Origin of the sequence: Mesorhizobium sp. LNHC232B00, assembly GCF_000502435.1 — a bacterium.
GTDB lineage: Bacteria > Pseudomonadota > Alphaproteobacteria > Rhizobiales > Rhizobiaceae > Mesorhizobium > Mesorhizobium opportunistum.
This window is the reverse complement of the sequence record NZ_AYWP01000012.1, coordinates 12,276-31,409: the sequence shown is the minus strand read 5'-3', so window position 1 is coordinate 31,409 and position 19,134 is coordinate 12,276. Positions and strand designations below refer to the sequence as shown.

The window sequence follows — 19,134 nt, the reverse complement described above, 5'->3', positions numbered from 1 at the left end:
GGATCGCCGCTCAGGTCCCCGCGGTATAGGCTGCGATCGCCGCCATGTTGACGATGTCTGAGTCCTTGGCATTGAGCGACACGATCTGCACCGGCTTGTTGAGGCCGACCAGCAGCGGGCCGATGACCGTCGAGCCGCCGAGTTCCTGCAGCATCTTGGTCGAGATCGAGGCCGAGTGGAACGCCGGCATGATCAGCACATTGGCCGGGCCGGTCAGCCTGATGAACGGGTATTGTGCCATGACCCGTGCGTTGAGCGCGACGTCGGCGGCCATTTCGCCGTCATACTCGAAGTCGACGCGGCGCTTGTCGAGGATGCGCACGGCCTCCTGGACGCGCTCGGAGCGCTCGCCCTGGGGGTGGCCGAAGGTGGAATAGGCGAGCATGGCGAGCCTCGGCTCGTAGCCCATGCGGCGGGCAAAGCCGGCCGCTTCCTCGGCGATGTCGGCGATCTGCTCGGCGTTGGGCATGTCGTGCACGGCGGTATCCGCAACGAGCACAGTCTTACCCCGGGCGAGCACGATCGAGACGCCGATGACGCGGTGGCCGGGCTTGGCGTCGATGACGCGGCGAATGTCGTCGAGCGCGGTGGAATAGTTGCGGGTGACGCCGGTGACGATGCCGTCGGCGTCGCCCAGCGCCACCATGCAGGCGGCGAAGTGGTTGCGGTCGTTGTTGATCAGGCGCTGGCAATCGCGAAACAGGAAGCCTTTGCGCTGCATGCGCTCGTAGAGGTAGTCGGTGTAGATGCCGTTGCGGCGCGACAGCCGGGCATTGATGATCTCGATCCCTTGCTTGTTGAGGTCGATGCCGGCGTGCTTGGCGTTCTCCTTGATGACGTCGTCGCGGCCAAGCAGAATGGCGGTGCCGAGCTTCTGGTTCACATAGGAGACGGCGGCGCGCATCACCTGCTCCTCCTCGCCCTCGGCGAAGACGATGCGCTTGGGCTGGCGGCGCACGCGGTCGTAGATGCGCTGCAAGGTGGAGGCGATCGGATCGCGCCGGGCGGACAGTTCCTGCGCGTAGCGGTCGAGGTCGAGGATGGGCTTGCGGGCAACGCCCGAATCCATCGCCGCCTTGGCCACCGCGAGCGGAATGGCCGAGATCAGGCGCGGGTCGAACGGCACCGGGATGATGTAATTGGGTCCGAATCTCGGCCTGTTGCCCTGGTAGGCGGCGGCGACGTCGTCGGGCACGTCCTGGCGCGCCAGTTCGGCGAGGGCGCGCGCGGCGGCGATTTTCATGTCGTCGTTGATGGTGGTCGCCCGCACATCCAGCGCACCGCGGAAGATATAGGGGAAGCCGAGCACGTTGTTGACCTGGTTGGGGTAATCGGACCGCCCCGTGGCCATGATCGCGTCGGTGCGGATCTCGGCCACTTCTTCCGGCGTGATCTCGGGATCTGGATTGGCCATGGCGAAGATGATCGGGTTCTTGGCCATCGACTGCACCATGGCGGTGGTCAGCGCACCCTTGGCGGAGAGGCCGAGGAAGACGTCGGCGCCGTCGAGCGCTTCGGCAAGGCTGCGCCTGTCGGTCTTGACCGCATGCGCCGACTTCCACTGGTTCATGCCTTCGGTGCGGCCCTGGTAGACGACGCCCTTGGTGTCGCACAGGATGATGTTTTCCGGGGCAAAACCCATCGCCTTCATCAGTTCGATGCAGGCGATGCCCGCGGCACCGGCGCCATTGCAGACCAGCCTGGTGGTCTTCATGTCGCGACCGGTGACCTCCAGTGCGTTGATCAGGCCGGCGGACGAAATGATGGCGGTGCCGTGCTGGTCGTCGTGGAAGACCGGGATATCCATCAGCTCGCGCAGGCGCTGCTCGATGATGAAGCATTCCGGCGCCTTGATGTCTTCGAGATTGATGCCGCCGAAGGAGGGGCCGAGGTAACGCACGCAGTTGATGAATTCCTCGGCATCCTCGGTGTCGACCTCGAGGTCGATGGAATCGACATCGGCGAAGCGCTTGAACAACACCGCCTTGCCTTCCATGACCGGCTTGGAGGCCAGCGCGCCGAGATTGCCCAGACCGAGGATGGCGGTGCCGTTGGAGATGACGGCGACCATGTTGCCGCGCGTCGTGTAGTCGAAGGCGCGGCTCGGATCCTCGGCGATGGCGCGCACCGGCACGGCGACACCCGGCGAATAGGCGAGGCTGAGATCGCGCTGCGTCGTCATCGGCTTGGTGGCGACGATCTCCAGCTTGCCGGGCCGGCCCATCGCGTGGAATTCGAGCGCTTCCTGCGCGCTGACGGACGGACCGCTGTTCTCGGTTTTCCTGGCCATGATGTCTTGATTTCCTCGCCGGTGCAGCACCTCCTTGAAGCGGGTGCTTTGTTTCGGTCCGAATTAAGACCACGCGCCGCCGCGTGTAAACCGCCAGCGCGTGGGAATCGCAGGCCGGCGCGCAAATGCCGGCAAGCTACCAGCCAGTCGTCCCCTGCTTTTCGAGGCTCCGGCATTAAACCGGGCAATCACATCTGCTAGCGTGCCGCGCATGAATATGCACAGCCCGAACGAGCCAGACGCCCCCGAGGCGATGACGCCGCCGCAGCCTGGTGCGGCCGCCGTCACGCCGATGATGGAGCAGTTCATCGAGATCAAGGCGGCGAACCCGGATTCGCTGCTGTTCTACCGCATGGGCGACTTCTACGAGTTGTTCTTCGACGATGCCGAAAAGGCCAGCCGGGCACTGGGCATCGTCTTGACCAAGCGCGGCAAGCACCAGGGCCTCGACATTCCGATGTGCGGCGTGCCGGTGCATGCGGCCGACGACTACCTGCAGAAGCTGATCGGCCAGGGTTTTCGCGTTGCCGTCTGCGAGCAGATCGAGGATCCGGCCGAGGCCAAGAAGCGCGGCTCCAAATCGGTGGTGCGCCGCGACGTGGTGCGGCTGGTGACGCCGGGCACCATCACCGAGGACAAATTGCTGGCGCCGTCGGAATCGAGCTTCCTGATGGCGCTGGGGCGGGTGAAGGGCGGCAGCGATCACAGCTTTGCAATTGCCTGGATCGACATCTCGACCGGCGCCTTCCGCGTAGCCGAGACCACCGCCGATCGGTTGCTGGCGGACATTTTCCGCGTCGATCCGCGCGAGCTGATCGTCGCCGAGCCGGTGTTTTACGATGCCGAGCTGAAGCCGGTGTTCGACGTGCTCGGCCGGGTCGCCAACCCGCAGCCGCCATCGCTGTTCGATTCGGCCTCCGCCACCGGGCGCATCGCGCGCTTCTTCGATGTGGCGACGCCGGACAGTTTCGGCACGTTTTCGCGCGCCGAGCTGTCGGCGATCTCGGGCGCCATTGCCTATGTCGAGAAAACGCAGAAGGCCGAGCGCCCCCCATTGTCACGGCCCGAGCGCGAGGAACAGGGCTCGACGCTGTTCATCGATCCGGCAACGCGTGGGAATCTGGAGCTGCTCCGCACTCTGTCCGGCACCCGCGAAGGGTCGCTGTTCAAGGCCATCGACCGCACTGTGACCGGCGGCGGCGCCAGGCTGCTCGCCGACCGGCTGATGGCGCCGCTGACCGACCCGGCAGCGATCGGCGCGCGCCTGGACTCGGTGTCGTTCTTCCGCTCCGAAACGCGGCTGTGCCAGGCATTGCGGACAAGCCTGAAGAGCGTCGCCGACATGCCGCGCGCCCTTTCCAGACTGGCGCTCAACCGGGGCGGCCCGCGCGACCTCGGCGCATTGCGCGCCGGTTTCGAGGCGGCCGGCGCCATCGCCGAAATCTTTGCCGCGACCGCCCTGCCCCAGGAGTTGGCGAGCGCACTAGCCGCCATTCATGCGCTGCCCCAGGCGCTCGCCCGGCATCTGACGCAGGCGCTTGGCGAGGAACTGCCGCTGCTCAAGCGCGACGGCGGCTTCCTGCGCGGTGGCTATCACGGCGAACTCGACGAGATGCGGGCGCTGCGCGACGAGTCGCGAAAAGTGATCGCCGGGCTGGAGCGCTCGCTGATCGAAGAGACCGGCATCCGCTCGCTGAAGATCCGCCACAACAATGTGCTGGGCTACTACATCGAGGTGACCGCCAACCATCATGCGGTGATGACCGGCAGCGATGGCGCCAAGGCGCGCTTCATCCACCGCCAGACCATGGCCAACGCCATGCGCTTCACCACGACTGAACTTGCCGAACTCGAGACCAAGATCGCCAATGCCGCCGACCGGGCGCTGGGCATCGAACTGGCGGCCTTCGATGCACTGACGGCGGAAGCGGTCGGCGAGGCGGAGAAAATCCGCGCCGGTGCCGATGCGCTCGCCGTGCTCGACGTCTCGGCGGCATTGGCGCTTTTGTCGGAAAGCGAGGCCTGGTGCCGGCCGGTGGTGGATTCCAGCCTTGCCTTCGAGATTTCCGGCGGCAGGCATCCCGTGGTCGAGCAGGCCCTGCGCCGTTCGGGTGACGGCCCCTTCGTCGCCAATGATTGTGACCTCTCGCCGGAAGGCAGCGCCAAGAACGGCGCGATCTGGCTGCTGACCGGCCCCAACATGGGCGGTAAATCGACATTCCTGCGGCAGAACGCGCTGATCGCCATCCTCGCCCAGACCGGCTCGTTCGTGCCGGCGGCATCGGCCCATATCGGTGTCGTCGACCGGCTGTTCTCGCGCGTCGGCGCTTCCGACGATTTGGCACGCGGCCGCTCGACGTTCATGGTCGAGATGGTCGAGACGGCGGCGATCCTCAACCAGGCCGGCGAGCGGGCGTTGGTGATCCTCGACGAGATCGGCCGCGGCACCGCGACCTTCGACGGCCTGTCGATCGCCTGGGCGGCGGTGGAGTACCTGCATGAGAAGAACCGCTGCCGGGCGATCTTCGCCACCCATTTCCACGAAATGACTTCGCTCGCCGGCAAGCTGGCGCGGCTCCACAACGTCACCATGCGGGTCAAGGAATGGGAAAACGACGTCGTCTTCCTGCACGAGGTCGGAAAGGGTGCGGCCGATCGCTCCTACGGCGTCCAGGTGGCGCGCCTCGCCGGTCTGCCGGAAGCGGTGGTCGACCGGGCCAAACAAGTGCTGCACCAGTTGGAGGAAGGCGAGGTTTCCGGCAAGACCAACCGGCTGGTCGACGATTTGCCGCTGTTTTCCGTGGCGGTGAAGCGCGAAGCACCGAAGCCGGTGAAAAGCGACGCACTGGGCGCAGCACTCGGCGACATCAACCCCGACGAGATGACACCAAGGGAAGCGCTGGAGGCGCTTTACCGGCTGAAGGGGCTGGCGGGAAAGTAGATTGGGCTGTGGGCATGGCTGCATCGCCGAAACCGCCAATCTCCCCACTTGAGGGGGAGATTGGCAGCTTCATCGCCGCGCTTAGATCATCTCCAGTCCGCGCTTGCGCGTCGGTGGCGGGAAGGCACGGTCGAGATCGGCGAGATCCTCACCGGTGAGCTTGATGTCGAGCGCGGCAAAATTCTGGCGGACGTGCTCCTGGCTGCTGGCCTTGGGAATGGAGATGACGCCCTCCTGCTGCATCACCCAGGCCAGGGCTATCTGTGCCGCGGTGGCGCCATGGCGGGCGGCGACCGCGTCGAGCCTGGCATTGCGCGCCAATGCACCTTGTTCGACCGGAGAATAGGCCATCAGCGGAATGCCTCGCTTCCGGCTCCAGGGCGCCAGATCGAACTCGAGGCCGCGCCGGACCAGATTGTAAAGCACCTGATTGGTCTGGACATTGCCGCCATTGGGTAAGCCGGCGAGGTCTTCCATCTCCTCGATGTCGAAATTGCTGACGCCCCAGTGGCGGATCTTGCCGGCTTTCTTCAGCGCCTCGAAGGCTTCGACCGTCTCCGCCAAGGGCACGCTGCCAGGCCAATGCAAGAGATAGAGGTCGATGCGGTCGGTGGCGAGGCGCTTCAGGCTGTTCTCGCAAGAGCGCTGCACGCCCGCGCGTGAAGCGTTCGATGGCAGAACTTTCGAGACCAGGAAAACCTCGTCGCGGCGCCCGGCAATGGCCTCGGCCACGACCTCCTCGGCACCGCCGCTGGCATACATCTCGGCGGTGTCGATCAGCGTGACGCCGAGATCGAGGCCAAGCCTGAGAGCAGCGACCTCATCGCCACGGCGCCTGATGTCCTCGCCCATTTTCCATGTGCCCTGGCCGAGAACGGCAATGGCTTCGCCGGAGGGCAGCGTGGTGGTTCTGACGGTCGATAGCATGGAAGGCTCCGTTCGGGGCCGGATCGCATCACAGGCCGGACGAGAAATCCAGAGGCGTTCTCGCCGCCGGCGATCTGTTGGAGGCCTATTTCACCGGATGGGCGGCGAGCCAGTCCTGCATCTCCTTGATCTCGGCCTCCTGCGCGGCAATCACCGCTTCGGCCAGTTTGCGGATTTCCGGATCCTTGCCATTGGCAAGCTCGACCTTGGCCATGTCGATGGCGCCCTGATGGTGCGGGATCGTGCCGCGAACGAAATCGACGTCGGCATCGCCGGTATATTGCGAGGCCATCATGCCGGCGTGCATCTTGTCCATCGCCGCCTTGTAGCCCTCGGTCGACGGGCTTTCCGCGCCCATCGCCATGCCGGCCATGTCGTGTTTCATCTCTTCGCTTTGCGCCGGGACGCTTTCGAGGAAGACGGCAAGCAGCATTCCGGCCGCCATCAGCAAAAGCACGAGTTTCTTAGCCAAGGTCATTCATGGTCTCCTGTCGCATGGATTTCGTATTTGGGGGCTTGGATCAGAGTTTCAACGTTCTCAGCCGCAATGCGTTGGCGATCACCGACACCGACGACAGGCTCATCGCCGCCGCCGCCAGCATCGGCGACAAAAGCGTGCCGGTGAGCGGATAGAGCACGCCGGCGGCGACCGGTACGCCAAGCACATTGTAGAGGAAAGCGAAGAACAGGTTCTGGCGGATGTTGCGGATGGTGCCCTGGGCCAGCGTGCGCGCCCGCACGATGCCGTTGAGATCGCCCTTGACCAGGGTGATGCCGGCACTTTCGACCGCAACATCGGCGCCGGTACCCATGGCGATGCCGACATCGGCGGCGGCAAGCGCGGGTGCGTCGTTGACGCCGTCACCGGCCATGGCAACGCCGGCGCCCCCGCCGCGCAACTCGTCGACGAGGGCTGCCTTCTGTTCGGGCAAGAGCCCGGCGCGCACCTCGTCGATACCGAGGCGGCCGGCGATCGCCTTGGCCGTGCGCTCATTGTCGCCGGTCGCCATGATGATCCTCAAGCCGCTGTCATGCAGGGCCTTGATCGCCTCGGCGGTGGTCGCCTTGACCGGATCGGCAACGGCGACGATGCCGGCCAGCCTGCCGCCGACAGCGACGAACATCGCCGTCTTGCCGTCGCCCTGCAACGCCTCGGCGATGGCCGCAACGGCGGAAACATCGACGCCGAGGTCGCGCATCATCGCGGTATTGCCGAGCGCGACCGTCTTGCCCGACACGGTGCCGGAAACGCCTTTGCCGGTGGTCGCCTCGAAATCGCCGACGTCGGCGACGGTCACGCCGCGCGCCACGGCACCTTCGACGATGGCCTCGGCCAAGGGGTGTTCAGACCCCTTCTCGAGACTTGCCGCAAGCCCCAGCAATTCGTCCTCTGCAAAGCCGCTGGCAGCCACGATATCGGTCAGCTTCGGCCGGCCTTCGGTCAGCGTGCCGGTCTTGTCGACGATCAGCGTGTCGACGGAGGCGAAGCGTTCGAGTGCGGCGGCCTCCTTGATCAGCACGCCGGCAAGAGCGCCGCGACCGGTGGCGGTCATGATCGACATCGGCGTGGCAAGCCCAAGCGCACAGGGACAGGCGATGATCAGCACCGAGACCGCCGAGACGACGGCAAAGACCAGGCTGGGCTCGGGACCAAGGACCGCCCAGGCGATGAAGGCCGCGACGGCAACCAGGACGACGGCCGGAACAAAGTAGAAGGAAACGCGGTCGGCCAACCCCTGGATCGGCGCACGCGAGCGCTGTGCCTTGGCGACGAGTTCGACGATGCGCGCGAGCGTGGTCTCGGAACCGATCCGTTCGGCGCGCATGATCAGCGAGCCTTGCCTGTTGAGCGTGCCGCCGGTCAGGGCGTTGCCTTCGGTCTTTTCGACCGGCAACGGCTCGCCCGTGATCATCGATTCGTCGATGGAAGAGCGGCCTTCGAGCACGGTGCCGTCGACCGGCACGGCTTCGCCGGGCCGGATGCGCAAGCGGTCCCCGGCCTTGACGCCGTCCAGCGGGACGTCGCTCTCGGAGCCGTCTTCGGCGATCCGCCGCGCTGTCTTGGGCGCCAGATCGAGCAGGGCGCGGATTGCCGAGCCGGTCTTTTCTCGGGCGCGCAATTCCAGCACCTGGCCGAGGAAGACCAGCGCGACGATGACGGCGGCGGCCTCAAAATAGACCGGCACCGCACCGCCATGGCCGCGGAACTGATGCGGGAAAATGTCCGGGAACAGCGTGGCGACGACGCTGTAGAGATAGGCGGCACCGACACCGAGCGAAATCAGCGTCCACATGTTGGGGCTGCGGTTGAGTATCGATTCCCAGCCGCGATGAAAGAAGGGAAAGGCGGCCCAAAGCACCACCGGGCTTGCCAGGGCCAGCTCGACCCAGACCTTTGTGCGATCCCCGACCAGTCCTTCGAACGACAGGCCGACCATCGGCGCCATGGCGACGATCAGAAGCGGGATCGACAGAGCCGCGCTGACCCAGAACCGCCTGGTGAAGTCGATCAACTCCGGATTAGGCCCTTCATCGCCAGTCGGCACGCCCATTGGCTCCAGCGCCATGCCACAGATCGGACAGGAGCCTGGCTTGTCGCGGACGACCTCGGGATGCATGGGGCAGGTGTACTGCGTACCCTTAGGCATCGGCGCCGGCACCGGCCTGTCGCCGAGATAGGCTGGCGGGGCCGCCTCGAACTTGGCCTTGCAGCCGGCGGAGCAGAAATAGAAGCCTTGGCCTTCATGGCGGATAAAGTGCCTGGCCGTGGCGCGCTCGACGCCCATGCCGCAGACCGGGTCGGTGGCCGTCAGGTATTTCTCCGGCTCCGCCTGGAATTTCGTGCGGCAGCCTTCGCTGCAGAAATGATAGAGCCGGCCGCCATGTTCTGCTGTCGGCTTGCCTGCGGCCGGATCCACGGTCATGCCGCAGACCGGATCGCGCAGGACCGCGTCCACGGCCGCGGCTTTCGGCGCGCAGCAGCCGCCATGTGTGTGATGATCGTGATCTGAATGCGCCATTCCAAAATGCCCTTAGCAAACTGCCTCGGGCAGGAGGTAGTGCTTCCAGTAACTGGAAGGTCAAGGGCCGTTATGATTATTCGTATTTCGAGGCTCGACCCGGCTGTTCGCCCAGAAAAAGTCGACATTCCGCACCGCTGCGTGTGCTAACGCTCGGCCTTTCGACAACAATTCGAATCCCGGTAAATCAATGAAATGTCTGGTCATCAATCTTGATCGGTCTCCCGACCGGCTCGCCCACATCACGGCGGAGTTTGCCCGCATCGGCATCGCCTTCGAGCGAATCGTCGCAACCGATGCCCGTGACCATCCTGAGTTGGTGCTGCAGCCACAAGATGCGATCTACGCCGTCCGGCGCCTGTCCTCCAGCGAGGTCGCCTGCATGCACAGCCATCGCGCCTGCTGGTCGATCATCGCTCAAGACGATGCCCCTTATGGCGCCGTCTTCGAGGACGACGTTGTGTTCTCCGCGAAAGCCGGTGCCCTTCTGGCCGATAGTGGCTGGATTCCGGCCGATGCCGACGCCATCAAACTCGAAACATTCTTCAGCAAGACCATGATCCAGAGGAAAAGGATCGCCGTCGGCAACGGCTTCTCCATGTTCAGGCTTCGCAGGAGCCATATGGGGACCGGCGGCTACATCGTCTCCAGGCAGATGGCGCGCGACCTCCTGGAAGCTACCGCGCAGGCCAGCGCAGCTGCCGACGACCTCCTCTTCAACCCCGTGTTCCCGACGTCGGCAAGCAAGACGATCTACCAACTCGTTCCCGCACTCTGTGCGCAGGACCAGTTCGTGGGCGACAGATTGCCGAGCCTGCTTTACGAAGAGCGCGAAGCCGAATGGGTCGCAAGCGGGCTGACCATCAAGCGCAGAAAGCCCGTCGCCGAGAAGATAAGGGTAGAAATCAGGCGGGTCGTCGAGTGGGTCGTCGATCACTGCAAGCTGCGGCATTATACGGTCGTTGCGCTCGATCCCCCTGCGGAAGAGCCGATGTCTTGCCTGGTCGCCGGAGGCAACGAGAACGCGCTTTAGACGCCCAAAGGGCAAGACCGATCCGTATCCGAAAACCCGATAGTTTTGGTTCAGGCACTGCTTCGAACTTGCTGTGGCCGGCAAAGTAGAAATTGACCATTTCGGCCCTATCATTTCATCACGGTGCAAAATACTCTTAAAAAGTCAGCAGACACCGGCTCCGGTGTGCTAGAGAACGCCGCCACTCCCGAAAGACAACGATTTCGTCGAACAATGAAGCGCCTGGTCATCAATCTCGATCGATCTCCCGACCGACTTGTCCACATGACATCGGAGTTCGCCCGCATCGGCATTGGGTTCGAGCGGGTCGCGGGGATCGATGCCCAGGAACATCCCAATCTGGTGCAGCAGCCGCAGCACGCGATACACGCCATCCGGCCCCTCGCCGGCAGCGAGATCGCCTGCCTGCATAGTCATCGTGCCTGCTGGACGATCATCGCCCAGGACGACGCCCCGTACGGCGCCATCTTCGAGGACGACATGGTGTTTTCCGGCAGAGCCGGTGCGTTGCTGGGCGATACGAGCTGGGTTCCGGCGGACGCGGACGTTGTGAAGCTCGAGACGTTCTTCTCCAGAACCGTGATCCAGAGGAGAAGGGCCCCTGCCGGACACGGTTTTTCCACGGTCCGGCTCCGCAAGGGCCATCCAGGGGCTGGGGGTTATCTCCTCTCGCGGCAAATGGCGCGCGCGTTTCTGGAGGCAACGGCGCAGGTCAATATAGCTGTCGACGATCTCATCTTTAACCCCGCTATGTCGGCCGGCAGGAATATCTACCAACTTGTTCCCGCGCTCTGCGCGCAAGACCAGTTCGTCGGCTACAGGCTGCCGAGCCTGCTTGACCAGGAACGGGATGCCGCGCGGACCGCGAGCGGGCTTATGACAAGGCAGAGCAAGCCGACAGCGGTGAGAATCAGCCGGGAAGCCGGGCGGACCATGAGGTGGATCGCCGACTTCTGCAGGCTGCGGCGGCAGATTGTCGTGCCCTTCGGCCCTGTCGAGGCAACCGACTAGGCCGATTCCGGGCTGCCGGCCGGCCCCATACCCAGCGCCGCGAAAACGCGCTATAGACGCCGCCCAAAAGGCAAGGCCAACCGGTACCTATGGCGAAAATCTCCCTAAAGCTCCATGAACTGATCGACGGCGAAGCCTTGCGCCGCGAGATGACCGCTCTGACCGCGGCGAGCGCCGGCGATGGTTCCAGCGCTATCATCCGCACGGCCGCTCTCCAGCTTCTCAAGGGCCGGCTCGCCGAGGGCCGCAGAAAAACCGAGGCCATGCTGAGAGAGGATGGTGGCGGCAATGCCTGCGCCGAGCGGCTGTCGCATGTGATGGATCAGCTGATCCGGGCGCTTTACGATTTCGCCGCGACCCATGTCTACCCGGTGAAGAACCCGTCGTCGGCCGAGCGCATGGCCGTGGTTGCGGTTGGCGGCTATGGGCGCGGCACGCTGGCGCCGGGATCCGACATCGACCTTCTGTTTCTGTTGCCCTACAAGCAGACGCCGTGGGGCGAACAGACAGTCGAATACATGCTCTACATGCTGTGGGACCTCGGACTGAAGGTCGGCCATGCCACCCGCAATATCGACGAGTGTCTGCGGCTGTCGCGCACCGACATCACCATTCGCACCTCGATCCTGGAAGCGCGCTTCCTGTGGGGGGAACGCAAGCTCTATGAAGAGTTGATGCTGCGCTTCGACCATGAGGTGGTGCGCACGACCGGCCCGGAATATGTCCAGGCCAAGCTTGCCGAACGCGACGAGCGTCACGCCAAGGCCGGCGAAAGCCGCTATCTGGTCGAGCCCAACGTCAAGGACGGCAAGGGCGGCCTGCGCGACCTGCAGACGCTGTTCTGGATCGGCAAGTATTTCTACCGGGTGCGCACCGGCGAGGAGCTGGTCGAAAAGGGCGTCTTCACCGACGCCGAATATCGCGAGTTCCAGAAGGCCGAGGACTTCCTGTGGGCGGTGCGCTGCCATATGCATTTCCTCACCGGGAAAGCCGAGGAGCGGCTGCATTTCGACATCCAGCGCGAGATCGCCGAACGGCTGGGCTACACGACGCATCCCGGCCTGTCGGCGGTCGAGCGCTTCATGAAACACTACTTTCTCGTCGCCAAGGATGTCGGCGACCTCACGCGCATCTTCTGCGCGGCACTCGAGGAGGAGCAGGCCAAGCATGTGCCTGGCTTCAACCGCATCTTTCTCACCTTCCAGCGCCGCAAGCGCAAGCTTGCCGGCACGTCGGACTTCATTGTCGACAACCACCGCATCAACATCGCCGACGACCAGGTGTTCGAACGCGATCCGGTCAATCTGCTCAGACTATTCTGGTTCGCCGACAAGCACGGTCTGGAATTCCACCCCGATGCGCTGAAGCTGCTCACCCGCTCGCTCGGCCTGGTCAACAAGTCGCTCAGGCGCGACGAGGAGGCCAACCGGCTGTTCCTCGACATCCTGACGTCGGACCGCAATGCCGAACTCAACCTGCGCCGGATGAACGAGGCCGGGCTGCTGGGCAGGCTGATCCCGGATTTCGGCAAGATCGTCGCCATGATGCAGTTCTCGATGTACCACCACTACACGGTGGACGAGCACCTGATCCGCTGTATCGGCGTGCTGGCCGAGATCGAGCGCGGCGATGGCGAGAAGGTGCATCCGCTGTCGCATTCGCTGATGCCTGGCCTGAAGAAGAGCCGCGAGGCGCTTTATGTCGCGGTGCTGCTGCACGACATCGCCAAGGGCAGGCCAGAGGATCATTCGGAGGCCGGCGCCCGGATCGCACGCCGCATCTGCCCGCATATGGGGCTGTCGCCGGCCGATACCGAAACCGTTGCCTGGCTGGTCGAGAACCATCTCGTGATGTCGATGACGGCGCAGACCCGCGATCTCAACGACCGCAAGACCATCGAGGATTTCGCCGCGATCGTGCAGTCGGTCGAGCGGCTGAAGATGCTTTTGATCCTGACCGTTTGCGACATCCGGGGCGTCGGTCCAGGTGTCTGGAACGGCTGGAAGGGCCAGTTGCTGCGCACGCTCTACTATGAGACCGAACTGCTTTTGACCGGCGGCTTCTCGGAAGTGTCCCGTGCGCAGCGGACGGCGGCATCGCGCGAGCGTCTGGCCGAGGCGCTCGCCGACTGGCCCGACAAGGCCCGCAAACGCTATGTCGGCCAGCACTACGAGAATTATCTGCTGACCGTCGACCTGCCGGACCAGCTTCGCCACGCCGAATTCATCCGCGATGCGGATGCGGCGGGCAAAAAGCTTGCCACCATGGTCAAGACGCACCAGTTCGAAGCGGTGACCGAAATCACCGTGCTGGCGCAGGACCATCCGCGTCTTCTCTCCGTCATTGCCGGGGCATGCGCCGGCGCCGGCGGCAACATCGTCGACGCGCAGATCTTCACCACGTCGGACGGCCGCGCCCTCGACACGATCCTGATCTCGAGGGAATTCGACCGTGACGAGGACGAGCGGCGGCGCGCCGAGCGTGTCGGCCGGCTGATCGAGGACGTGCTGTCCGGCAAGAGCTGGCTGCCGGAGATGATCGAGAAGCGCACCAAGCCACGGCGCGGCTCCAAGGTGTTCAAAATCCCGCCCCGCGCCGAAATCCGCAATGCGCTGTCAAACCGCTTTTCGGTCATCGAGGTCGAGGGCCTCGACCGCCCGGGCTTGCTGTCGGAGATCACCAGAACCCTGTCCGACCTGTCGCTCGACATTGCGTCGGCCCACATCACCACCTTTGGCGAAAAGGTCATCGACACCTTCTACGTCACCGACCTTACCGGCCAGAAGATCGACAGTCCGGCGCGCATTGCCACCATCCGCAACCGGCTGATAGCGACGCTCGAAGGCGCCGCGCCGGAGCGCGGCGGCAGGGCCAAGGCGGCGGCCGAGTGAGAGCCATCATCACTTTGTCCCAATCTCCAGAGCTATTCGCCGTTTCACGGAAACGGCGAATAGCACTAACTTTTTGTTTTAACACAATTCCGGACGGAAAACCGTTTAGCACTTTTCCTGGAATTGCTCACAGGCAGTCTCCGAACGCATGAGCCTCGTCAAGAAATTCGCAACAGTCGCTTCCGGTACGCTGATGAGCCGCGCGCTGGGGTTTGGCCGCGAGATGCTGATGGCGGCGGCGCTGGGCACCGGGCCGGTGGCCGACGCGTTCAACGCCGCCTTCCAGTTTCCCAACACCTTTCGCCGGCTGTTCGCCGAGGGCGCCTTCAACGCCGCCTTCGTGCCGCTGTTTGCCAAGGAGATCGAAACGCACGGCACCGATGGCGCCAAGCGCTTCTCCGAGGAAGTGTTCGGCGTGCTGTTCACCGCGCTGCTGGCACTGACCATCGTCATGGAACTGGCGATGCCGCTGATCGTGCGCTACCTGGTGGCGCCGGGCTTTGCCGACACGCCTGGAAAGTTCGAGACGACCGTCGCACTGGCGACGATCATGTTCCCGTACCTCATCTGCATGTCGCTTGCCGCCATGATGGCGGGCATGCTGAATTCGCTGCGCCGCTATTTCGCGGCGGCGATCGCGCCCGCGTTCCTCAACATCATCCTGATCAGCGTGCTTGGCTACGCCTGGTATCATGGGCTGGATGCACGCGCTGTCGGCTTCAGCCTGTCCTGGGGCGTTTTGGCGGCAGGCATCGTGCAGCTTGCCATCGTCTGGGTGGCGGTGCGCAACGCCGGCATCTCTATCGGCTTCCGCCGGCCGAAGATGACGCCGAACGTGAAGCGGCTGTTGATCCTGGCGCTGCCGGCGGCGATCACCGGCGGCATCACCCAGATCAACCAGCTGATCGGCACGGCGATCGCGTCGGCGCAAGACAGCGCCGTGTCCTCGCTCGCCTATGCCGACCGCGTCTATCAGCTGCCGCTCGGCGTCGTCGGCGTGGCGGTGGCGATCGTGCTGTTGCCGGAACTGTCGCGGGCGCTGAAATCAGGCAATCTGATTGAGGCGGCCAATCTGCAGAACCGCTCCGTCGAGTTCACCCTGTTCATGACCTTGCCGGCGGCGGCCGCACTCTGGGTGATGTCGGAGCCGATCGTGCGGCTGGTCTATGAGCGCGGCGCGTTCGCCGCCAACCATTCGACCCCGACGGTGGCGGCGATCCTGGCGATCTTCGGCCTGGGCCTGCCGGCCTTCGTGTTGATCAAGGCCTTCACCCCCGGCTATTTCGCCCGCGAGGACACGCGCACGCCGATGATCTTCGCCGCCATCTCGGTGGCGGTGAATGTCGCCACGGCGCTGACGCTGTTTCCCAGGATGGGCGCACCCGGCATCGCGGTGGCGTCTGCCGTGGCCGGCTGGGTCAACGCGCTGATGCTGCTTGGCATGCTCATCCGGCGCGGCCATTGGGGCCGCGACGTGCCGCTCCTGAAGCGCATTCCACGCCTGGTGCTGTCGGCGGCGGTGATGGCGGTGGCGCTGTATTTTGCGGAGCATTGGTTGGCCGTCAGACTCGGCCCCGGCTCGCCGCTGGTGGTCAAAGCGACGACGCTTCTGACGCTCGTCGCCGGTGGAGCGCTGCTCTACTTCGTCACCGCGTTTGCCACGGGTGGCGCCGATTTCGGCATGATCCGGCGCAATGTCGGACGCAAGGAGACACCACAGCCTAAGGAACAGTCTTCAGATCCGTGAGCTGGAATTCGTCGGCTGTCGAAAGCATCGGGACGGCATAGTAGCGCGCGCAAGCATAGTGAAAACAATCCGCCAAATTCAGTCGGATGGCGTTGTTGCGAAACCGCGACGCAGCCTCAACGGACAATGACGTTGCGTCAGCGGCAGGCGGAAGCTCCCGCACGGCAATAGCCCGTTCTTCGAGAAAACGACTGACTATCTTGAGGCTCACTTCGACCGGCACCGCTAGCTTTTCGGATCGCGAAAGGGCCATTGCCGCTTCCCACACCGCGATTGCCGACGTGAACGGAGCCGATGCTTCCAAGACGGCCCGTGCGCAGCGCTGCGCTTCGGCCTCCTGGCTGAGCATCGCGACGATAGCGGCTGCGTCGACAAACATCAGTCTTCGCCGGACAATTCGTCGTAGACCGAGCGCGGCAGCGGTTTGCGCGCCTGCTCGCTGAGCTCGATTCCAAATTCGGCGCGCAGCCTTGCCGCCGTCTCCAACGGCGTCTCGCGATTGCGGCGGCGCTCAAGCGCTTCGCGCATGGCAATCACGATCGCCTCGGTTATGCCAACGCCCTCAATTCTAGCGAAGGTGCGCGTTAAGTCATCCGCTTCTTTATTGTTGATGTTGATCGCCATAACGTGCCTACTCAATCGAATGTAGCGGAAATAATGTAGCCACCTACATCAAAATGTCAATATCTTGAGGGGCCTTTGGAGGGCCAACCAGCCCCTTGATCCTGCCGCCCCCTTCGTCCATAAGCGCACCGTCGAAAGACTTTCGCCGCGTGCGGTTTCCAGCCGCATGATTGGCTCCAAAAAGTCTGCAACTTTTTGGAATCATGCTTATACGGCCCTCCACAAGCCATGAGGAAACCCATGTCCGCCTTCAAGCCACTCGTCTTCTCCGGTGTCCAGCCGACCGGCAATCTGCACCTCGGCAACTATCTCGGCGCCATCAAGAAATTCGTCGCCCTGCAGGACACGTCCGACTGCATCTATTGCGTCGTCGACCTGCATTCGCTGACCGCGCAGCTCGTCTATGACGACCTTGCCGACCAGACGCGGTCGATCACCGCGGCGTTCCTCGCCTCCGGCATCGACCCGAAGAAGCATATCGTCTTCAACCAGTCGCGGGTCATGCAGCATGCCGAGCTTGCCTGGATCTTCAATTGCGTGGCGCGCATCGGCTGGATGAACAAGATGACGCAGTTCAAGGACAAGGCCGGCAAGGACCGCGAGAATGCCTCGCTGGGGCTGCTCGCCTATCCCTCGCTGATGGCGGCCGACATCCTGCTTTACCGCGCCACCCATGTGCCGGTCGGCGAAGACCAGAAGCAGCACCTGGAGCTGACCCGCGACATCGCGCAGAAATTCAACAACGATTTCTCCGACCGCATTGCCAGCCTTGGCGTCGGCGTCGAGATGCAGGTTGGCGAGGAGACGGTGAACGGCTTCTTCCCGATCACCGAACCGGTCATCGGCGGCCCGGCGGCGCGCATCATGAGCCTGCGCGACGGGTCGAAGAAGATGTCAAAGTCGGATCCGTCGGACCTGTCGCGCATCAACCTGACGGATGACGCCGGTACCATCTCGAAGAAGATCCGCAAGGCCAAGACCGATCCGGAAGCCTTGCCGAGCGAAGTCGACGGGTTGGAAACCCGGCCGGAAGCCGAAAACCTGGTCGGCATCTATGCCGGTCTCGCCGAGCTTTCCAAAGCCGAGGTGCTGAAGGAATTCGGCGGCCAGCAGTTTTCGGTTTTCAAGCCGGCGCTGGCCGATCTGGCGGTGGAGAAGCTGGCGCCAATCGCCAGCGAGATGCGCCGCATCCAGGGCGATCGCGCCTATGTCGACGCGGTGCTCAGGGATGGCGGCGAACGCGCCGGCGTGCTGGCCGAAACGACGATGAAGACGGTGCGCGACATCGTCGGCCTGCTGCAGGGCTGACCTGTACCAAGACACCGCCGCCAGCCGGCCGCTTGCGGCCAGATGGTGGCGGTGGCAGATTGCGGCCGAAAACACATCGAGCAGATAGACATGGTCTCCAAACGCCTCATCCGTGAAGCCGGTCATCGCAGGAAATTCCTGACGATCATCGACGACACGCCGGAATGCGAGCGTGCCGTCGCCTACGCCTCGAAGCGGGCGCAGAGCACCAGCGGCACGCTGGTGCTGCTCTATGTCATCGTCCCTGATGATTTCCAGCACTGGCTGGGCGTCGAGAAGATCATGCGCGAAGAGGCCAACGCCACGGCGCGCGCGGCGCTTGATGGCTATGCCAACAAGGTGCGCCAGAAGCTCGGCATCGAGCCGGAGATGGTGGTGCGCGAAGGCAAGCCGACGGAAGAGATCCACAGGCTGATCGAGGAAGACCAGGATATCGCCATCCTGGTGCTGGCGGCCGGCGCCGGCAAGGAAGGCCCAGGGCCGCTGGTCGGCGCCGTGGCCGGCAAGGGTGCTGCCTTCCCGATCCCTGTGACTGTGGTGCCGCAGAATCTTTCCGACGAGGAGATCGACAGTCTCGCCTGAAGCCTGCCAGGAATTTCGATTCCCCAGCTAGCAAAACATTCCGCCAGCCAGCCGTTCCGGCGACGCGTTTCGCTTGAATGTCGAGCCGATAGAGCTTATTTAGAACTATTCCAAACTATCTGCCCGACACGGGCACGGAGACGTCCATGTTCATCCAGACCGAATCGACGCCAAACCCGGCGACGCTGAAATTCCTGCCCGGCAAGGAAGTGCTTCTGGAAGGCACCGCCGATTTCCGCGATGCCGACAGCGCGGCGGTGGCGTCGCCGCTGGCCGGCCGGCTGTTCGAAATCCCCGGCGTCACCGGCGTGTTCTTCGGCTATGACTTCATCACTGTGACCAAGGACGGCCCCGACTGGCAGCATTTGAAGCCGGCGATCCTCGGCGCCATCATGGAGCATTTCATGTCCGGCGCGCCTGTCATGGCCAAGGCGGGTCCCGCCGCCGAAACCAGCCAGACCGGCGAATTCTACGACAAGGCGGACGAGGAGCTCGTCATCACCATCAAGGAGCTGCTCGACACGCGGGTGCGCCCGGCGGTGGCCCAGGATGGCGGCGACATCACCTTCCGCGGCTTCGAGAACGGCACCGTGTTCCTGCACATGAAGGGCGCCTGCGCCGGTTGCCCGTCATCGACGGCGACGCTGAAGCACGGCATCCAGAACCTGCTTCGCCATTTCGTGCCCGAAGTGCAGCAGGTCGAGCAGGTCGCCTGATCGTTTCGCTCTATTGCCAACCGTAAAAAACAAAAAACCGGGCC

14 protein-coding genes are annotated in these 19,134 nt (G+C 64.0%); 8 read left to right on the top strand and 6 right to left on the bottom strand.

Annotated features, from left to right (window positions below; translation table 11 throughout):
• Positions 1-10: 10 nt before the first annotated feature.
• On the bottom strand, positions 11-2,290 hold the full coding sequence (locus X743_RS152555; RefSeq protein WP_023766325.1) for an NADP-dependent malic enzyme: 2,280 nt from the start codon (positions 2,288-2,290) through the stop codon (positions 11-13).
• A 211-nt stretch (positions 2,291-2,501) separates the two neighbouring features.
• Between X743_RS152555 and mutS the strand changes: the two genes are divergently transcribed.
• A complete protein-coding gene (gene mutS, locus X743_RS152560) occupies positions 2,502-5,231 on the top strand; it encodes a DNA mismatch repair protein MutS (protein ID WP_023766324.1) in 2,730 nt (909 codons plus the stop codon).
• 81 nt (positions 5,232-5,312) lie between these two features.
• On the opposite strand, the gene X743_RS152565 is transcribed toward mutS, so the two are convergent.
• From X743_RS152565 to X743_RS152575, 3 genes are all read right to left on the bottom strand, one after another.
• Positions 5,313-6,158, bottom strand: a complete 846-nt coding sequence (locus X743_RS152565; RefSeq protein WP_023766323.1) for an aldo/keto reductase — start codon at positions 6,156-6,158, stop codon at positions 5,313-5,315.
• An 85-nt stretch (positions 6,159-6,243) separates the two neighbouring features.
• The gene (locus tag X743_RS152570) at positions 6,244-6,636 is read right to left on the bottom strand and encodes a DUF305 domain-containing protein (protein ID WP_023766322.1); all 393 of its coding nucleotides are present in this window, start codon (positions 6,634-6,636) and stop codon (positions 6,244-6,246) included.
• A 43-nt stretch (positions 6,637-6,679) separates the two neighbouring features.
• Positions 6,680-9,178: a heavy metal translocating P-type ATPase gene (locus tag X743_RS152575; protein WP_023766321.1), complete on the bottom strand. Its 2,499-nt coding sequence runs from the start codon at positions 9,176-9,178 to the stop codon at positions 6,680-6,682.
• Between the two features lie 190 nt (positions 9,179-9,368).
• Between X743_RS152575 and X743_RS152580 the strand changes: the two genes are divergently transcribed.
• The 4 genes from X743_RS152580 to murJ all read left to right on the top strand — a co-directional run bounded on the left by X743_RS152580 (position 9,369) and on the right by murJ (position 15,860).
• Entirely contained in the window at positions 9,369-10,211 is an 843-nt protein-coding gene (locus X743_RS152580) for a glycosyltransferase family 25 protein (RefSeq protein ID WP_023766320.1), read from the top strand.
• Between the two features lie 213 nt (positions 10,212-10,424).
• Positions 10,425-11,222 (top strand): glycosyltransferase family 25 protein, encoded by a 798-nt coding sequence (locus X743_RS152585; RefSeq protein WP_023766319.1) that lies wholly within the window; start codon positions 10,425-10,427, stop codon positions 11,220-11,222.
• An 89-nt stretch (positions 11,223-11,311) separates the two neighbouring features.
• Positions 11,312-14,113: a [protein-PII] uridylyltransferase gene (locus tag X743_RS152590; protein ID WP_023766318.1), complete on the top strand. Its 2,802-nt coding sequence runs from the start codon at positions 11,312-11,314 to the stop codon at positions 14,111-14,113.
• A gap of 148 nt (positions 14,114-14,261) precedes the next feature.
• Positions 14,262-15,860, top strand: a complete 1,599-nt coding sequence (murJ, locus tag X743_RS152595) for a murein biosynthesis integral membrane protein MurJ (RefSeq protein WP_023766317.1) — start codon at positions 14,262-14,264, stop codon at positions 15,858-15,860.
• On the opposite strand, the gene X743_RS152600 is transcribed toward murJ, so the two are convergent.
• Together X743_RS152600 and X743_RS152605 are read right to left on the bottom strand one after the other, a co-directional pair.
• The gene (locus X743_RS152600) at positions 15,835-16,239 is read right to left on the bottom strand and encodes a type II toxin-antitoxin system VapC family toxin (RefSeq protein ID WP_023766316.1); all 405 of its coding nucleotides are present in this window, start codon (positions 16,237-16,239) and stop codon (positions 15,835-15,837) included. The genes murJ and X743_RS152600 overlap by 26 nt on opposite strands.
• Positions 16,239-16,484: a type II toxin-antitoxin system VapB family antitoxin gene (locus tag X743_RS152605; RefSeq protein WP_023766315.1), complete on the bottom strand. Its 246-nt coding sequence runs from the start codon at positions 16,482-16,484 to the stop codon at positions 16,239-16,241. Before X743_RS152605 ends, X743_RS152600 begins: the two co-directional genes overlap by 1 nt.
• A gap of 240 nt (positions 16,485-16,724) precedes the next feature.
• On the opposite strand from X743_RS152605, the gene trpS reads away from it, so the two are divergent.
• The 3 genes from trpS (at position 16,725) to X743_RS152620 (ending at position 19,090) form a co-directional block, all read left to right on the top strand.
• Positions 16,725-17,792 carry a tryptophan--tRNA ligase gene (gene trpS, locus X743_RS152610; RefSeq protein WP_023766314.1) on the top strand — a complete coding sequence of 356 codons (1,068 nt, stop codon included), beginning with the start codon at positions 16,725-16,727 and terminating at the stop codon, positions 17,790-17,792.
• A gap of 90 nt (positions 17,793-17,882) precedes the next feature.
• Positions 17,883-18,374, top strand: a complete 492-nt coding sequence (locus X743_RS152615; protein ID WP_013891439.1) for a universal stress protein — start codon at positions 17,883-17,885, stop codon at positions 18,372-18,374.
• A 146-nt stretch (positions 18,375-18,520) separates the two neighbouring features.
• The gene (locus X743_RS152620) at positions 18,521-19,090 is read left to right on the top strand and encodes a NifU family protein (protein ID WP_013891440.1); all 570 of its coding nucleotides are present in this window, start codon (positions 18,521-18,523) and stop codon (positions 19,088-19,090) included.
• Positions 19,091-19,134 lie beyond the last annotated feature (44 nt).